Origin of the sequence: Streptomyces sp. NPDC015125 (genome assembly GCF_043080045.1) — a bacterium.
GTDB lineage: Bacteria > Actinomycetota > Actinomycetes > Streptomycetales > Streptomycetaceae > Streptomyces.
On sequence record NZ_JBIBVF010000027.1, the window covers coordinates 44,491 to 60,212 of the forward strand.

General features: G+C 72.6%; 15 protein-coding genes. 5 read left to right on the forward strand and 10 right to left on the reverse strand.

Annotated features, from left to right (window positions below):
- Positions 1–18: 18 nt before the first annotated feature.
- From ACF088_RS36240 to ACF088_RS36265, 6 genes are all read right to left on the reverse strand, one after another.
- Entirely contained in the window at positions 19–1,287 is a 1,269-nt protein-coding gene (locus tag ACF088_RS36240) for a glycosyltransferase (protein ID WP_392380171.1), read from the reverse strand.
- A 312-nt stretch (positions 1,288–1,599) separates the two neighbouring features.
- Entirely contained in the window at positions 1,600–2,379 is a 780-nt protein-coding gene (locus ACF088_RS36245; protein WP_392380172.1) for a MerR family transcriptional regulator, read from the reverse strand.
- A gap of 195 nt (positions 2,380–2,574) precedes the next feature.
- The gene (locus ACF088_RS36250) at positions 2,575–2,970 is read right to left on the reverse strand and encodes a GntR family transcriptional regulator (RefSeq protein WP_392380173.1); all 396 of its coding nucleotides are present in this window, start codon (positions 2,968–2,970) and stop codon (positions 2,575–2,577) included.
- 232 nt (positions 2,971–3,202) lie between these two features.
- Positions 3,203–4,219 carry an ABC transporter permease subunit gene (locus ACF088_RS36255; RefSeq protein WP_392380174.1) on the reverse strand — a complete coding sequence of 339 codons (1,017 nt, stop codon included), beginning with the start codon at positions 4,217–4,219 and terminating at the stop codon, positions 3,203–3,205.
- Positions 4,216–5,145 (reverse strand): ABC transporter ATP-binding protein, encoded by a 930-nt coding sequence (locus ACF088_RS36260; RefSeq protein WP_392380175.1) that lies wholly within the window; start codon positions 5,143–5,145, stop codon positions 4,216–4,218. Before ACF088_RS36260 ends, ACF088_RS36255 begins: the two co-directional genes overlap by 4 nt.
- Before the next feature lie 134 nt (positions 5,146–5,279).
- Entirely contained in the window at positions 5,280–5,762 is a 483-nt protein-coding gene (locus tag ACF088_RS36265) for a GNAT family N-acetyltransferase (RefSeq protein ID WP_392380176.1), read from the reverse strand.
- 134 nt (positions 5,763–5,896) lie between these two features.
- Here ACF088_RS36265 and ACF088_RS36270 point away from each other — a divergent pair, with 134 nt between their 5' ends.
- Positions 5,897–6,700 (forward strand): exodeoxyribonuclease III, encoded by an 804-nt coding sequence (locus ACF088_RS36270; RefSeq protein ID WP_392380177.1) that lies wholly within the window; start codon positions 5,897–5,899, stop codon positions 6,698–6,700.
- Between the two features lie 100 nt (positions 6,701–6,800).
- Here ACF088_RS36270 and ACF088_RS36275 read toward each other — a convergent pair whose 3' ends face one another.
- On the reverse strand, positions 6,801–7,388 hold the full coding sequence (locus ACF088_RS36275; RefSeq protein WP_392380178.1) for a stress protein: 588 nt from the start codon (positions 7,386–7,388) through the stop codon (positions 6,801–6,803).
- 348 nt (positions 7,389–7,736) lie between these two features.
- Between ACF088_RS36275 and ACF088_RS36280 the strand changes: the two genes are divergently transcribed.
- Positions 7,737–9,596: a BTAD domain-containing putative transcriptional regulator gene (locus tag ACF088_RS36280; protein WP_392380179.1), complete on the forward strand. Its 1,860-nt coding sequence runs from the start codon at positions 7,737–7,739 to the stop codon at positions 9,594–9,596.
- A gap of 96 nt (positions 9,597–9,692) precedes the next feature.
- On the opposite strand, the gene ACF088_RS36285 is transcribed toward ACF088_RS36280, so the two are convergent.
- On the reverse strand, positions 9,693–10,529 hold the full coding sequence (locus ACF088_RS36285) for a MerR family transcriptional regulator (protein WP_392380180.1): 837 nt from the start codon (positions 10,527–10,529) through the stop codon (positions 9,693–9,695).
- Between the two features lie 209 nt (positions 10,530–10,738).
- On the opposite strand from ACF088_RS36285, the gene ACF088_RS36290 reads away from it, so the two are divergent.
- From ACF088_RS36290 to ACF088_RS36300, 3 genes are read left to right on the forward strand one after another with little or no spacing between them, the layout of a single operon-like run.
- Entirely contained in the window at positions 10,739–12,289 is a 1,551-nt protein-coding gene (locus tag ACF088_RS36290) for a flavin-containing monooxygenase (protein ID WP_392380181.1), read from the forward strand.
- Positions 12,286–13,365, forward strand: a complete 1,080-nt coding sequence (locus ACF088_RS36295) for an alpha/beta fold hydrolase (protein ID WP_392380182.1) — start codon at positions 12,286–12,288, stop codon at positions 13,363–13,365. Before ACF088_RS36290 ends, ACF088_RS36295 begins: the two co-directional genes overlap by 4 nt.
- Positions 13,362–14,297: an SDR family oxidoreductase gene (locus ACF088_RS36300; protein ID WP_392380183.1), complete on the forward strand. Its 936-nt coding sequence runs from the start codon at positions 13,362–13,364 to the stop codon at positions 14,295–14,297. The genes ACF088_RS36295 and ACF088_RS36300 overlap by 4 nt, the downstream gene beginning before the upstream one ends.
- 199 nt (positions 14,298–14,496) lie before the next feature.
- Here the strand turns inward: ACF088_RS36300 and ACF088_RS36305 are convergent, their stop codons facing one another.
- Both ACF088_RS36305 and ACF088_RS36310 read right to left on the reverse strand, forming a co-directional pair.
- Entirely contained in the window at positions 14,497–14,781 is a 285-nt protein-coding gene (locus tag ACF088_RS36305; RefSeq protein WP_392380184.1) for a hypothetical protein, read from the reverse strand.
- Between the two features lie 97 nt (positions 14,782–14,878).
- On the reverse strand, positions 14,879–15,508 hold the full coding sequence (locus ACF088_RS36310) for a hypothetical protein (protein WP_392380185.1): 630 nt from the start codon (positions 15,506–15,508) through the stop codon (positions 14,879–14,881).
- Positions 15,509–15,722: the final 214 nt, after the last annotated feature.

Below are 15,722 nucleotides of genomic sequence, written 5' to 3' on the forward strand. Positions count from 1 at the left end.
GGAGACGGGCGAGGCCCCTCAGGCCGCCAGGTGTTCCACCGCCTTGAGGACCGCGCCCGCGCCGTCCTCGGCGGCGAGGCGGTGGGCGGCCTCGGTGGCGCGGCTGCGGCGGTCGGAGGCGGCAGTGGCCTGGACGAGGGCATGGGTCAGGCGGGCGACGGCGTGGTCGGCGGACAGCTCGGCGAAGGGGATCGGGGTGGTGGCCACGCCCAGGGAGGCCAGGCGGGCGGCCCAGAAGGGCTGGTCGGCGGTGACCGGGACCGGGACGGTGGGGACGCCTGCGCGCAGTCCCGCGGCGGTGGTTCCGGCGCCGCAGTGGTGGACCACGGCGGCCATCCGGGGGAAGAGGAGGGCGTGCGGGGCGTCGCCGATGGTGAGGAGGTCGGCGTGCTCGGGGCCGTGCGGGGTGGTCAGCCCGGCCCACCCGGACTGGAGGATGCCGCGGACCTTGGCGCGGCGCAGGGCGGCTGCCACGAGGGCGCTCAGACGCTCGCCGTCGCCGCCCGCCATGCTGCCGAAGCCGATGAAGACCGGGGGCGGGCCCGCGGCGAGGAAGTCCTGGACGACGGGCGGGAGTTGGGCGTCCGGTGCGTGCCAGGGCCACCAGTTGCCGACCGCGTCCAGGCCGGTACGCCAGTCCGCGGGGCGGGGCACCAGCACCTCGCTGAAGCCGTGCAGGACCGGCCGGCCGGCGGTTTCGGCGCGGCGGCGGGCCGCGCGGGCGGTGGCGGGCGGCAGGCCGAGGCGGGCCCGGAGGTCGCGGGTCGCGTCCGCATAGAGGCGGTCGATGATGCGGAGCGAAAGACGGCCGGTGGCGCGGTTGCCCCAGCGGCCCAGCGAGCGGCCGCCGCTGACGACCGGGGCGAAGTCGCCGGTGGGCGCGCCCGGTACGAGGGGCAGGTCGAGGTACGGGATGTCCAGCGCCTCGGCGAGGTGGTGGCCGAGTGGCGCGGTGGTGGTGGAGAGCAGGAGGAGGCCGGTGTCCGCGTGGGCGGCCTCGGCGATTCCGCCGCCCAGTTCCTTGATGAAGGCGGCGGCCTGGCGCATGAGGGTGCGTTTGCCGACGGGGCCGGCGGGCTGCGCCTGTCCGGCGGCACCGGGGCGGCCGGCGCGGGGGTCGGCCGGCAAGGGACGGAACTCCAGGCCGGCGGCTCGTACGAGGCCGGCGTAGGCGTCGTGCGTGGCGAGGGCGACCTCGTGGCCGGCTTCGCGGAGCCGGGCGCCCACGCCGGTGTACGGGGCGACGTCGCCGTACGATCCGGCGGCGGTGATCAGGATGTTCGTCATGGGCGTCGGCCTTCGAGGTCAAGGAGAGTGGTCAAGGAGGGTGGTCAGGGAGGAGGGGCAGGGGGACAGGGAAGGTGGGGCTGCGGCCCCGTGTGGGCAGGGTGGGCGGCCCCGTGTCGGCAGGGTGGTGCGGCCTGGTGGGCCTGGTGCGGGCACGGCGGTGCAGCCCCGGGCGGGGCAGGGTGGCGCGGCCCGGGGCAGGCAGGGTGGCGCGGCCCGGGGCGGGCAGGGTGGTGCGGTGTGCAGACGGGAGAGTGACGACCGGTCCCGGGGGTCCCCAGAGGGGAGCCCCAGGGGAGCTTCAGGGGACCCCTAGGGAGCAGGGGACTGGCGTACGGCGTTGGCGTGCACGGCGGTGCGCACATACGCGGCGAGGCCGGGCCGCTGTTCGCTGGGCGGGACGACCAGGGCGAACGCACGGGGGTCGGCGGCGAAGTCGTCGGCGATCCGGCCGTGCATACCGGTGGGACACGGGGTGAACCAGCGGGAGATGTGCCGGCGCTGTTCCTCCGCGAGGTCCATGGCGCGCTCGCCGTCCGCGGGCTCCCCGGCGTCGAAGGCGGCGGTGAGCCGCCGGCGCCAGTCGGCATGCTCGGCCATGAGCGTTGCCCAGTCCTCCTTGGAGTGCGCGGCGGCCCGTGCCATCGAGCGCTGGTGGCCTTCGAGGTGCTGCCACTTCAGACGGGCATCGGTGGCGTAGGTGAGGTCGAAGGTCAGCTCGCCGAAGACCTCGAAGCGCTCCTCGGGGGTCAGTTGCACGCCGGTCTCCTGGACCTTCATGGCGTTCTCGGCGACCTCGACCAGCCGTTGCAGCTTGGCGATCTGGTCGTTGAGGTGGCGGTGCCGGGCGCGGAGCCGGTCGAGGGCGTTGGCCTGCGGGTCTTCCAGGATGGTGGCGATCTCGTCGAGCGGGAAGCCCAGTTCCCGGTAGAAGAGGATCTGCTGCAGCCGGGCGAGGTCGGCATCGCTGTAGAGGCGGTAGCCGGCGGGGCTGCGGTCGCTGGGGGAGAGCAGGCCGGACTTGTCGTAGTGGTGCAGGGTCCGCACCGTGATGCCCGCGAATCCGGAGACCTGCCCGACCGAGTAGCTCATCGCAGCGCCTTTCATCCCGTTTGTCCGGCCGGCCCGTCCTTCCCGGTGGGGTGCCACCGGTGGCGGTCCGTCGTCCTTCAGGGTGGAACCTGACGTGGGGTGAGGGTCAAGCGGGGGCGGGCGAAGGACGGGCGGGGTTGCGGTCAGGGCGCGGTGCCGGCCTGCCCGGTTCGCCGCCCGCCCGGTCCGTCCGGCTCAGCCGTCCGGATACCGGTCCTGCAGCACCGAGTTCATCAGCGCCTGGACGTCCTCCCGGTCCAGCCCCTCCGTGCGGGCCCGGTCCACCCAGGAGCGGAGCTCCTCGCGCAGCAGGGCGTCCGCTGCGGACTCCGGGCGGGCGAGCGTACGGCTGACGAAGGTACCGAGGCCGGGACGGGGTTCGACCAGGCCCTCGCGTTCCAGTTCGCGATACGCCTTGAGGGTCGTGTTGGGGTTGACCTTGGTCGTGGCGGCGACCTGCGCGGCGGTCGGCAGCCGGTCGCCCTCCACCAGGATGCCCAACCGCAGTGCCTGCTGGACCTGTTGGACGATCTGGAGGTAGGTGGCGACGCCGCTGCGGCGGTCGATGCGGAACTCGACGACGCTCACCACCTCTCTGCTACTTCCGTCGGTGCCGACCTGCGGGCCGCGGTTGCCACCCCGCGGGCCGCAGGTGCCGCCCTGTGGGCCGTCGGGACCGTGCTGCGGGCCGTCGGGACCGTGCTGCCCGACCGCTTGATGATCGGGCCGGTCGTGCCGGGTGTCAAAGCGCCGCCCGGGGTGTTCCCCGTACGCGCGGAACCGGCGGGCCGCCGCCCGCACCGTCCGTCGCGCCCCGCGCCGTTCAGAGCGGCCGCCGGTGTGCCCGCCACACGGCGCCCGCGAGGACCACGGCTGCCAGCGCCAGCAGAATCCCCGCGCCCAGCCACTGCATCCCCGCCAGCTGCCCGTAGTCGAAGTACTGGGTCACCCGGTTGACGATCCCCAGCTTGGCCCGGCAGGCCTCGGCGTCGCTGTGGATGCAGGTGCCAATGCCGTAGAGCTTGCCGTCCGCGGTGGATACCCAGTCGTCGATCCGTACGGAGGCGGCCGGCAGCCGGGGGCCGTCGCCGCCGTACGGGTAGCTGACGCTGCGCAGTGTGCCGAGGGCGGGGCGCACCTTTTCGCCCCAGACCACGGCGGTGACGGCGGCGAGGACGGCGGTGGCCGCCATCGCCGCCGTCACCCGCCTGACCAGCATGCCGAGGGCGATGCCGCAGGCGGCCAGGAACAGGGTCTTGGCGACCAGGACCGGTCCGGTGGTGTCGAAGGCGCCGCTCTCCATCCAGTCGCCGTCGGAGACCAGTGCGTGGGCCGGTGACCACAGCCAGGTGAAGGCGGCCGACAGCAGGGCGGTGCACACCACGACGAGGGCCAGCGGCAGGCCGAGCGTGGCGGCGATCCAGCGGCCGCGGCTCGCGGACTGGGTGGTGACCAGCTTGATGGTGCCGCGCTCCTGCTCGCCCGCGATCAGCGGCGCGCCGAGGAAGACCCCGGCGAGCACCGGCAGCAGCTCCAGGAACTGGATGTCGTTCTTGAACATCGAGCCGAAGCTGTTCTGGAAATCCGTGGCCACCCGCCCTCCGGCCGGTGCCGAGGCGCCGTTGGCGTGCAGGAAGTCCATCAGGCCGATGCGCTGGTAGGCGAAGGTGGCACAGCCCGCGACGGTGATCAGCAGGGCGGCGCGCAGCAGTGCGCGGTGCCGGTGCCAGACCAGCCAGGGCAGGCCGTGCAGCAGGCCGCGGCGGACGGCGGCCGCCGGGGCGGGGCCGCCGTCCGCCGCCGTCTTGGCCGGTGCGCCGGCGGTGCGGGTCCGCGTCATGCGGCGGCCGCCCGGGGGCCGTCGACCCGGGCTTCGTCCGCGATCAGGGTGGGGGCCTCGGGCGAGCGCAGGTAGGCCAGCAGGACCTCCTCCAGGCTCGGTGTCAGCGAATCCCAGCTGTCGGAGAGCGGGCCGTGCGGCCGCACCAGGGCGCTGAACTGCCGCCCGGTGACCCGGGATTCGACCACGGTGTGCTGCCGTCGCAGCTCCTCGGGCACCCCGCCGTCGTCACCGGCCACGCCCGTCACCAGCTGGTGCGCGGGCACCAGCTCCTCGGTCTGGCCGGCCATCCGCAGCCGGCCCTCGGCGAGCACCAGGAGGTAGTCACACATGACCTCCATCTCGGCGAGCATGTGGGACGACATCAGGACCGTGGTGCCGTGCTCGGCGGCCTCGGCCATCAGCAGCCCCGACAGCTCGTGCCGGGCGAGCGGGTCGAGGTCGGACATCGGCTCGTCGAGCAGCAGCAGCTCGGGCCGCTTGCCGAAGGCGAGGGCGAAGGCGACGCGGGTGCGCTGGCCGCCGGAGAGGGTGCCGATACGGGCGCTGAGCGGCACCTTCCCGGAGCGTACGATCCGCTCGGCCAGTGCCTGGTCCCAGCACGGGTTCAGCTCACGGCCCAGGCGCAGGGTCTCGGCCACGGTGAAGCGCGGGTAGAGGGGCTTGTCCTGTGCGAGGAAGGCGACCCGCTGCAGGACGGCGGGGTCGGAGACCGGGACGCCGAACAGCTTCAGGGTCCCGGTGGTCGGCTGCAGCAGCCGGGTCGCGGTGCCCAGGAACGTGCTCTTGCCCGCGCCGTTGGGTCCGACGAGTGCGCAGATGTGGCCGGCGGGGAGCCGGAAGGAGCAGTCCCGCAGCGCCCAGCCGCGACGGTACTTCTTCCCCAGTCCTTCGGCCTCGATGGCCCATGGGCTCGGGTCGCTCACCCGGATCCCCCCTTTAGCTAGTTGATTAGTGGAATGAGTATGGGGAGCGGCCGGGAGGCGTGTCAAGAAAGGGTGGCCGGAGCGGTGGGGGAGGCGGCGGCCGCGGCGGGGGCCCAGTGGCGCCGAAGGCCCCCTCAGTCGGCCGCGACCAGCGACTTCGCCATGCAGCGGCTGTCGTCGTAGGTGCGGTACAGCCCGAACTTCTCGACCGGCGCATATCCGCTGGAGGCGTACAGCTCCAGCGCCTCGGGCTGCTTGATGCCGGTCTCCAGCACCATGCGGGAGCACCCCGCGGCCCGGGCATCCGCTTCCAGGGCGGCCAGGATCCGCCGGGCCAGCCCCCGCCCGCGTGCCTCGGCCACCACGAACATCCGCTTGATCTCGGCGTCGCCGGCCGCGTACCCCTCCGCCGCGTCCTCCTGTCGCCGCCAGCCGCCGCTGGCCAGCGGACGGGCACCGTCGTAGGCGATCAGATACGTACCGTGAGGAGGGGTGAACATCCCCGGGTCCAGCGGCGTCATATCGCCGTCGCCATAGCGCTGGACGTACTCCTGCTGCACCAGTGCGTCGAGGGTGACCGCGTCGGGGTGGTCATAGCGGACGGGGCGTATCTCCATTCCAGAAATCGTACGGGTGAGCGGGCGCCCGGCGCGATGAGGTCCGGGGATGGGTATCGTGCCGGGATGCTCACCGTGACCCCCGTCAGCGTGTGGGGCAGCCTCCGCCCGCTTGCGAAACCAAGGAGCATGTTGTGCTCACCGTGACCACCGTGAATGTGAACGGGCTGCGCGCCGCGGCCAAGAAGGGCTTCGTGCCGTGGCTGGCGGAGACCGAGGCCGATGTGCTCTGCCTGCAGGAGGTGCGGGCCGAGACCGCTCAGCTCCCGGAGGAGGTGCGGGACCCCGCGGGGTGGCACACCGTGCACGCCCCCGCGGCGGCCAAGGGCCGGGCCGGGGTCTCGCTCTACACCCGGCGGGAGCCGGAGCGGGTCCGGGTGGGCTTCGGATCGGCGGAATTCGACGACAGCGGGCGGTATGTCGAGGCGGACCTGCCCGGCGTGACCGTCGCCAGCCTCTACCTGCCCTCCGGCGAGGTCGGCACGGAGCGGCAGGACGAGAAGGAACGCTTCCTGGCGGAGTTCCTGCCCTACCTCGTCGACCTGCGCAAGCGGGCCGCGGCGGACGGCCGGGAGGTGGTGGTGTGCGGTGACTGGAACATCGCCCACCAGGAGGCCGACCTGAAGAACTGGAAGGCCAACCAGAAGAAGTCCGGCTTCCTCCCGGAGGAGCGCGCCTGGCTGACCGATGTCCTCGACGCGGCACGCGGCGGCTATGTGGACGTCGTCCGCGGCCTGCACCCGGACACCGAGGGCCCGTACTCGTGGTGGTCCTACCGGGGCCGCGCCTTCGACAACGACGCGGGGTGGCGCATCGACTACGCCATGGCCACCCCCGGTCTGGCGCAGCGCGCGGTGAAGGCGTACGTGGAGCGGGCGGCCGCCTATGACCAGCGGTGGTCCGATCATGCGCCGGTGACGGTCGTGTTCGAGCGGTAGGCGGGCGGTCCGGACCGTTCGCCCCCGATGTCCGGCCCGGACATCACGACGGCCCGCCGGATGCACCGGCCGGCCGTCGTGGAGGGTGAGGCCCGGCCGATTACCCGGCCGGGTTTTCCGCGCCGGGGGGAAGGGTCGGGGAGCTCTGGCCGATCGGGTTGAACGCCAGGTCGCCGCCCCACTTGCCGTCGTTGCTGCTGCGCCCGGCAAGGTTGCCCCGGAACGCCCAGGTGTCGTTGCTGAGGTCGCCCAGGTTCTTGAACACGCCCTTCTCGAAGACCCAGATCCCGTACCGGCCGCCGTCGTAGTCAGCCGACGCGTACGCCTTTACTCCCTCAAGGGCATTGGGGTTGTGCGGCACGTTGAGGTTGTGGACGACCACGTTGTACTTCTGGCCGGCCGCGAAGAACGTCTTCTCCTTGAGGTCGTTGACGAAGCCGGGGCGGTTCTGCGCGGTCTTGATCCACTCCCCGATCTGCTTCATGATGCCGAGAACGTCGAAGTTGACGTTCAGGTTCGCGTTCACGGAACCGCCACCGCCGGCAGCGGCAGCGGGCGCCGCGGGCGCGGGCGCAGGCGCGGGCGTAGCCGCCGAGGCCGTCGCCGGGAAGGCGACGGCCGTGCTGCCCAGAGCTGCGCACAGCGCTGCCGCCGCAAGGCCCTTCTTCACAACGTTCTTGGTGAACATGGTTCTCCTCGATAGGTACGGATGCGCAGTCCTCTCCGGTCCCCGATGTGGTGATCGGGGACCGGAGGGCAGGCACGGGCAGCGGTTAGGGGGGCGCCGCTGCGACCGGCGCAGGAAGGATGCTTCAGGGCCCCGCTCATGAACCGCTCACGTCGTGATCACGGCGTCCGCAGGCACTGCTGACATTCCGTCAATTCACGGGCGGTGTCCACATAGTGAGAGCGGGTGAGGGAACCGGAACCCGGTGTTCCCCCCGGGGGTCTTTGCTGGCAAAAGGGCGATTTGCTGTGCGCGCATCGGTGAAATGAGCTTGAGGGCACAATGGTTCAGTTCCGGCTACTAGGGCCAGTGGAAATCGAAGTGAACAATGGGCGGCTGCTGGGCTTGGGGGCGGGCCGACTGCGCACCGTGGCCGCGATTCTGATCAGCGAGGTCAATCGCGCGATCCCGGTGGGCAGGCTGATCGACCTGGCGTGGGACGCGGATCCGCCGGCCAGGGCGAGAGGTGTGGTCCACAACCACGTGCACCGCCTACGGCAGTTGCTGGCCGGTCAGGCCGAAGTCGCCACCCGCGGCCAGGGGTATGTACTGATCGCCGATCCGTGCGCGGTGGATGCCCACCGGTTCCAGGAGCTGGTGTCCGTTGCCCGTGAGGTCGAGCCGTGGACCGCGGTCGCGAAGCTGCGCCAGGCGCTCGGTCTGTGGCGGGGCGAGGCGCTGGCGGATGTGCCGGGCGACCGGGTACGGCGGACGCTGGGTGTCGGCCTGACCCAGGCGAGGGTGGCGGCGCTGCAGGAGCTCGGATCGAAGCTGCTGCTGCTCGGCCGTTACGGGGAAGTGGTCACGGAGTTGACGGCCTGGCTCGCGGAGCATCCCTCTCACGAGGAGCTGACCGCGCTGCTGATGCGCGCGCTGCAGGCGAGCGGCAGACAGGCCGAAGCCCTCGATCACTACCACCGGACCCGGCGGTATCTGAAGGGGCAGCTGGGCATCGACCCCGGCCCGGCCCTCAGCGAGGCATATCTGGCGGTGCTCGGCGGGAGGCCGGCGGCCGTCTCGCACCTCTCCGGTCCCCCGCCGGCCGGTCCCGGTCCCGACCGGCCGTACGCCTCCGACCGCCCGCCGACCCCACCGCCCGCCATAGCCCAACTCCCGCCCCGCGTGCTGGACTTCTGTGGCCGCGTGCGGGAGATCGTCGCGCTGGAACGGCACCTGGACCGGGTGCCGCGAGCGGGCTGTGTGGTGCTCGCGGGCGGGTGTGGGGCCGGCAAGACCACGCTGGCGGTGCACTGGGCGCACCGGCTCAAACCCGAGTTCCCCGACGGGCAGCTCTTCGTCAACCTCCGGGGGTTCGAGCGTCCCCCGATGCGGCCTGGCACCGTTCTGGGGATGTTCCTGCGGGCGTTGGGGGTGCCGGACGCGAAGATCCCCGACGCCGTGCCGGAGCGCTCGGCGCTCTATCGTTCGCTGCTCGCCGGGCGGCGGATGCTGGTCGTGCTGGACAACGCCGGGACGGCCGAGCAGGTGCGTCCCCTCCTGCCCGCGACGCCGGGCACTCTGGTGGTGGTGACCAGCCGGAGGCGGCTGAGCGGACTGATGATCTGCGACGGGGCGGCGCTGGTCACGGTGGGGCCGTTGCCCGCGGACGACGCCCTGGAAATGCTGGGCACCGCGCTGGGGCGACAGCGCATCGCGGCGGAGGGAGCCGCCGCCCGGGAACTCGTCGAGCGGTGCGACCGGCTGCCGCTGGCGCTGCGGATCGCCGCCGCACGGCTGATGGCGCACGTCGGCTGGTCCCTGGCGGACTGGACGAAGAAGCTGGCCGACGAGCGGCACCGGCTGTGCGAGCTGTCCGCAGCCGATCCCGGCCTGTCCATGGAGGCCGGTCTCTCCCTCAGCTACCGCGCGCTGTCGAGCGGTGCCGCCCGGCTGTTCCGGCTCCTCGGGCTCGTACCGGGACCGGACGTGGAGGTCCATGCCGCCGCCGCGCTGGCCGGACACGATCTGGAGCGCACCCGTCGTCAGCTCGCCGAGCTGTGTGAGGCGCACCTTCTCGAAGAGCAGGCCGGGGGCCACTTCGCGCGGACCGAGCTGGTGCGCATCTACGCCGGGAAGCTCGTCGCGTCCGAGGAGGCACCGGCCGACCGGGACCTCGCCCTGCGGCGCCTGTCCGACCACTCGGCCGGGGCCCGGTGGCGGTCCGGATGAGCCGCGGTGGCCGGGGTCCGGTGGTGGCCGGGATGAGCCGCGGCGCCGGGTCCCGGCTGCGGTCCGGATGAGCCGCGACCGCCCGGCGGAGCGTGCTCATTCCCCGTCCTGGCTCTGCCTGTTCCCTTGTTCCCCGTCCTGCCCCTGTTCCCGCAGCCACGTCGCCAGCTCCGCCCGGACGCGGCGGTCCACGGCCATGGAGAGTTCGGCCTCGACCACGCCCTTGGTGAGCGGGCGGAGCTTTTCGACGGTCTCGGCGATGCGGTCGACCTCGTGGGGGCCGGGGGGCTCGCCCGCCGAGGTGCGGGAGAGGACGTCGGAGAGGACATGGGTGCGGATGAGGGCGGCGAAGATGCCGGCGAGGGCGTCGGCGTGGGCGCGCACCTGGCGGCCGGCTTCGAGCACGGCGGTCAACGGGATGCCCCGGCCCACGAGTTCGGTGGAGGCGTCCAGCAGGCGGCGGCTGATGTGGACGAACTCGTCGCCGTCGACGGCGAGGTAGCCGATGTCCAGGGACGTGGTGAGGTTCTCGGCGGTGATGTCCTCGCTGAAGTGGTCGGCGAGTTCCTCGGGGGTGAGGCGGACGGGCGTCTCCTCCGACCAGGGCGCCACCAGGGGGTTCTCCAGGCCCAGCAGTTCGCCCACGTCGCGGCCGGTGTCGAAGGCCGAGAGGAGTTCGGCGATGCCGCCGAGGGTGTGGCCGCGCTCCAGGAGGGCGCCGATGGTGCGCAGGCGGGCGAGGTGGTGCTCGTTGTACCAGGCGATCCGGCCCTCGCGGCGCGGCGGCGGGATGAGCTTGCGCTCGCGGTAGAAGCGCAGCGTACGGACCGTGATGCCGGCTTCCCCGGCCAGGTCGGCCATGCGCAATTCGCGCGCCGGGGGGTGTGCTGCCGCCTCCGTGCGCGCGTCCTGGGGGTTCTCGTTCGCTGCCACGGGCTCAGCCTATGCCCGGGGGTACGGCGCGGGACCGGGGCGCAACCGGCGGTAACTTCCTGCCGCCCGCCCCCTACCGCTCGGTACGCAGCTGCCCTACTCTCCAACTGTGCCAGTGATTGCTGGCGCGATGGGGTGGGCGGCTGTGGCGTCGGACCTCACGGCACCGAAGATGGCAGTGAAGTACGTCGAACTCGGGAGGCGGCGCAATGGCCGAGCGCGAGCGCAGGCATGTGCGGGTTGCGGTGATCGGATCGGGGTTCGGTGGTCTCGGCGCGGCGGTCCGGCTGCGGCGCCAGGGGATCACCGACTTCGTGGTCCTGGAGCGGGCCGGTGCGGTGGGCGGCACCTGGCGGGACAACAGCTATCCCGGATGCGCCTGCGATGTGCCCTCGCATCTGTACTCCTTCTCCTTCGCGCCCCATCCGGAGTGGCCGCGGAACTTCTCCGGGCAGCCGCACATCCGCGCGTACCTGGAGCGGGTCACCGACACCTTCGGACTGCGTCCCCACCTCCGCCTCAACTCGGAGGTGCACAGCCTGCGTTGGGACACCGAGGCGCTGCGCTGGGAGCTGGAGACGGCCGGTGGACCGCTGACCGCGGACGTGGTGGTCTCGGCGACCGGCCCGCTGTCGGACCCCAAGGTCCCCGACATACCGGGGCTGGACACCTTCCCCGGCAAGGTCTCGCACTCCGCCCGCTGGGACCACGACTACGACCTGCGGGGCAAGCGCGTCGCCATGGTCGGTACGGGGGCCTCGGCGATCCAGATCGTGCCGGCGATCCAGCCGGACGTGGAGCGCCTCACGCTCTTCCAGCGCACTCCGCCCTGGGTGCTGCCGCGCGCCGACCGCAAGATCAGCGCGGCCGAGAAGTGGCTGCACACCAAGGTGCCGGCGACCCGGGCCGCACGCCGCGGGCTGCTCTGGGGCATCAGGGAGCTGCAGGTCAGCGCCTTCACCAAGCGCCCCAACGAGCTGGGGTTGATCGAGTTCCTGGCCAGGAACCATATGAAGAAGGCCGTCAAGGATCCGGTGCTGCGGGCCGCGCTGACCCCGGACTACCGCATCGGCTGCAAGCGGATCCTGCTCTCCAACACGTATTACCCGGCCCTGACGCAGCCCAATGTGGACGTGGTCGCCGCGGGGCTGAAGGAGGTGCGCGGCAGCACCCTGGTGGGGGCCGACGGGAGCGAGGTGGAGGCCGACGCGATCGTCTTCGGCACCGGGTTCCATGTGACGGACATGCCGATCGCCCAGCGGGTGACCGGCGCCCGCGGGACGACGCTGGCCGAGGAGTGGAAGGGCGGCATGGAGGCGCTGCGCGGCGCCAGCGCGGCCGGCTTCCCCAACTTCCTCACCCTCATCGGGCCCAACACCGGCCTCGGGAACAGCTCGATGATCCTGATGATCGAGGCGCAGCTGAACTACCTGGCCGACTTCATGCGCCAGCTGGACGTCCTCGGCGGAAAGATCGCACTCGACGCCCGGCCGTCCGCCGTGAGCGAGTGGAACCACACGATCCAGCAGCGGATGGCGCGCACGGTGTGGAACACCGGCGGGTGCGACAGCTGGTATCTGGACGCGAACGGCCGCAACACCACCGCCTGGCCGGGGACGACCGCGGAGTTCAAGAAGGTCACCCGGCAGGTCGACCTCGCGGAGTACGAGGTGCTGCGGCCACCGGCCGGCCGGCCCGGGGGCCGCACCGCCTCCGGGGACCGGACCGCCGCCGGCCCGCGCACGGAGGTGGCCGCATGAGCCGCCGGCCCGGATACGTCACCACCGGCCCGTACGCGCCGCCGGTGCCCCGTACGACGCTGACCGTCACCTCGGCCGACGGCGCCCGGCTCCACGCCGAGGTGCACGGCCCAAAGGACGCGCCGGCCGTCGTCCTGGCGCACGGCTGGACCTGCTCGACCGCCTTCTGGGCGCCGGTCGTCCGCGACCTGGCCGCCGAGTGCAAGGTCGTCGTCTACGACCAGCGCGGTCACGGCCGCAGCCCCGCCGCCGGTCCGGCCGGCCACAGCACCCATGCGCTCGCCGACGACCTGGTGGCCGTACTGGAAGCCACCCTGCGGCCGGACGAACGCGCCGTGGTGGGCGGCCACTCCATGGGCGGCATGTCGATCATGGCCGCCGCCGGCCGGCCGCAACTTCGCGAGCGGGCCGCCGCCGCACTGCTGTGCAGCACCGGAATGGCCGATCTGCCCGCCGAATCGCGGGTGTTCCCGCTGCGCAGCCCACAGGGCCGGCGCCGTGCCCACCGGCTGATGCTGCACTCCCGGGCGCCGCTCGGCCCCGTATCGCCGCTCGCCAAACGCGCCCTGAAATACGCCACCATGGGCCCAGGCGCCACCGCCGAGCAGATCGAGGCCTGTGCGCGCATCGTGCACGCCTGCCCGCCCGGGGTGCGGGCCCGCTGGGGCAAGGTGCTGGCCGGACTCGAACTGACCGGTGGCGTCAGCAGGCTGGAGCTGCCGACCGCGGTCATCGCGGGCACCGCCGACCGGCTCACCCCGCTCGTACACGCCCGTCGGCTGGCGTCCGTGCTCCCCGACTGCCTCGGTCTGACCGAGCTGCCGGGCCTGGGACATATGACGCCGATCGAGGACCCCGGCGCGGTCGCCGGCCGGCTGCGCGCACTCGTCAAGGACCAGCTGCGGCCGACGGGGACCGGCGCCGGGGCCGGGCACGGTCCCGGGATCGGACACGGTACGGACCCCGGGCACGGTACCGACCCCGGGCACGGTACCGACCCCGACACCGAGGCCGGGGAGGCCGCGGCCGCCGAAGTCCCCCGCCCCACGCGGCAGAAGAAGGAGAAGACGGCATGAGTGCGAGCGGGAGCAGGAGCGGGAACGGGAGCGCGAGCGGGAGCAGGAGCAGGAGCAGGGCCACGAGCCTGGAGGGCCAGGTCGTCGTCGTGACCGGCGCGGCCCGTGGGGTCGGTGCGCTGCTGGCCCGCAAGCTGTCGGCGCGCGGGGCGACGCTGGCGCTGGTCGGTCTGGAGCCGGACGAACTGCGGGGCGTCGCGGCCTCGCTGCACGGTCCGGCGCACCACTGGCACGCCGATGTCACCGACCACGAGGCGATGGTCCGGGTGGCGGGCGAGGTCAAGGACCGCTTCGGGAAGGTCGATGTGGTCGTGGCCAACGCCGGGGTGGCGACCGGCGGCCCGTTCGCCGACTCCGACCCGGTCGCCTGGCGGCGGGTCATCGAGGTGAACCTCATCGGCGGCGCGGTCACCGGCCGCGCCTTCCTCCCCGCCCTCATGGCATCCCGCGGCTACTTCCTGCAGATCGCCTCGCTGGCCGCGATCACCCCGGCGCCGATGATGACCGCCTACTGCGCCTCCAAGTCGGGCGTCGAGGCGTTCGCGCACAGCCTGCGTGCCGAGGTCGGCCACAAGGGCGTACGGGTCGGGGTCGGCTATCTGAGCTGGACCGACACCGATATGGTGCGCGGCGCCGACCAGGACGACGTGATGCGCGAACTGCGCTCCCGGCTGCCGTGGCCGTCGAACAAGACCTATCCGCTGGGCCCCGCCGTCGACCGGATCGTCGCGGGCATCGAGCGCCGTTCCGCGCACGTCTACGGGCAGTGGTGGCTGCGCGGGATGCAGTCGCTCCGCGGATACCTGCCCGCGCTCATCGGGTCGGTGGGCCAGCGGGAGGTACGGCGGTTCGGCGACCGGCTGGACGGTATGCGGGTCGGCCTGGTGGGTGCCGGCGGTGAGGCGGACGAGAAGGCGCGGGCGGACCGGTGAACCGGGACGGCGAGCGGCCCGTGACCTGCCCCTGAACGGCTGGTGAGGGCCTGACGAGGGCCTGACGAGTGCCCGGGGAGTGCCTGGTGAGCGGCTGTGGAGCGGCCTTGCGCATCACGGAGAGTAGTCATCCGTGATCGAAATGCGAGCAATGTCCGGGCGTGTCACGCTGAACGGGGCCCAACCCCCCTACACCCCACTAGGAGTGAACAGCATGGGCATCAAGGACCAGTTCCAGGACAAGGCCAACGAGCTCAAGAACCAGGCGCAGAACGCCAGGAGCGACGCTCGCGAGCAGGGTAACGAGCGCGGCGGTCAGCGCCAGGACCGTGAGCACGGCGGTCAGCGCCAGGACCAGGAGCGTGGCGGCCAGCGTCAGGGTGGCCAGGAGCGTGGCCAGCAGCCGCGTGAGCGTGGCCAGCAGGGCGGCCGCCCCGCCCAGGACGCGATGGACGCCGCCGAGGGTCGCTTCCAGAGCTGACACGGCTCGTCCTGAACCTCACGCGCGGCGGCGTACGCGTCATGCGTGAAGGGGCGCACCCGGTCGACCGGGTGCGCCCCACCGCATTGTCAGCCGGCGATCAGCTGACGACCTTGAGCTCCGTCGGCCAGCCGTACCGCCCGGCCTTGTCGAAGAGGTTCCCGATGTCGGCCGGCTTCAGCTTGATGCAGCCCAGCGAGCGGTAGTCATCGGGGCCGTCCCAGCGGTAGGGGTTGTCCTGGCCGGGCCGGGCGGCCGCCTGGCTGCCCTCGGGCCACATCTCGCTGTGCACGAACAGCTCGGCGCGCGTGGTCCGGCCGTTCTCGCACGCCTTGTCCTGGACGTGTATCACCTTCCCGTTGATCCCCTGGTCCCCGCCGTTGTAGTGCGCGTCGTGGGCCAGTACCCGGTAGGTGCCGTTCGGCAGCCAGCCCTGCGAGCTGGCGCACTCGTTCTTGCCGTTGGGGCCGCCGTCGCCGGAGCCCGCACGGTACTTGGCGAGCACCGTGTCGCGGGCGCCGGGGACGCTCTTCATCAAGGAGAGCGCCGACTTGCCCGGGGTGCGCTGGTTCTTGTTGAAGTAGAGGTACGTACCGCCGGCCGCGGCCGTTGCGGTGGTCTTCCCGGACGCCGCCTGGGCGGCCAGTGCGGGTGCGGCTTCGGCGGCGACCAGGCCGCCGGTCAGGGTCAGCGCGGCGGCCAGTGAAACGATCCGTCGACGGATTCCCATGGGTGTATCTCCGTTGAGTGGGGGGTGCGTTGGCGGGGTGGGTGCAGCTGCTGCAGGTGCCCCGGCCGGGAAGAATACGACCCTCATGTAATGGGAGCGTGACAGAGACGCGATCCGCTGCCGCGGACCGGGATCCGGATGTCCGGGCAGGTCGGAGGGGGTGCCGGCCTGGTCAGGGCAGGCGACGGTGAGCCCGCCGGGGAGAGGGGAGGGG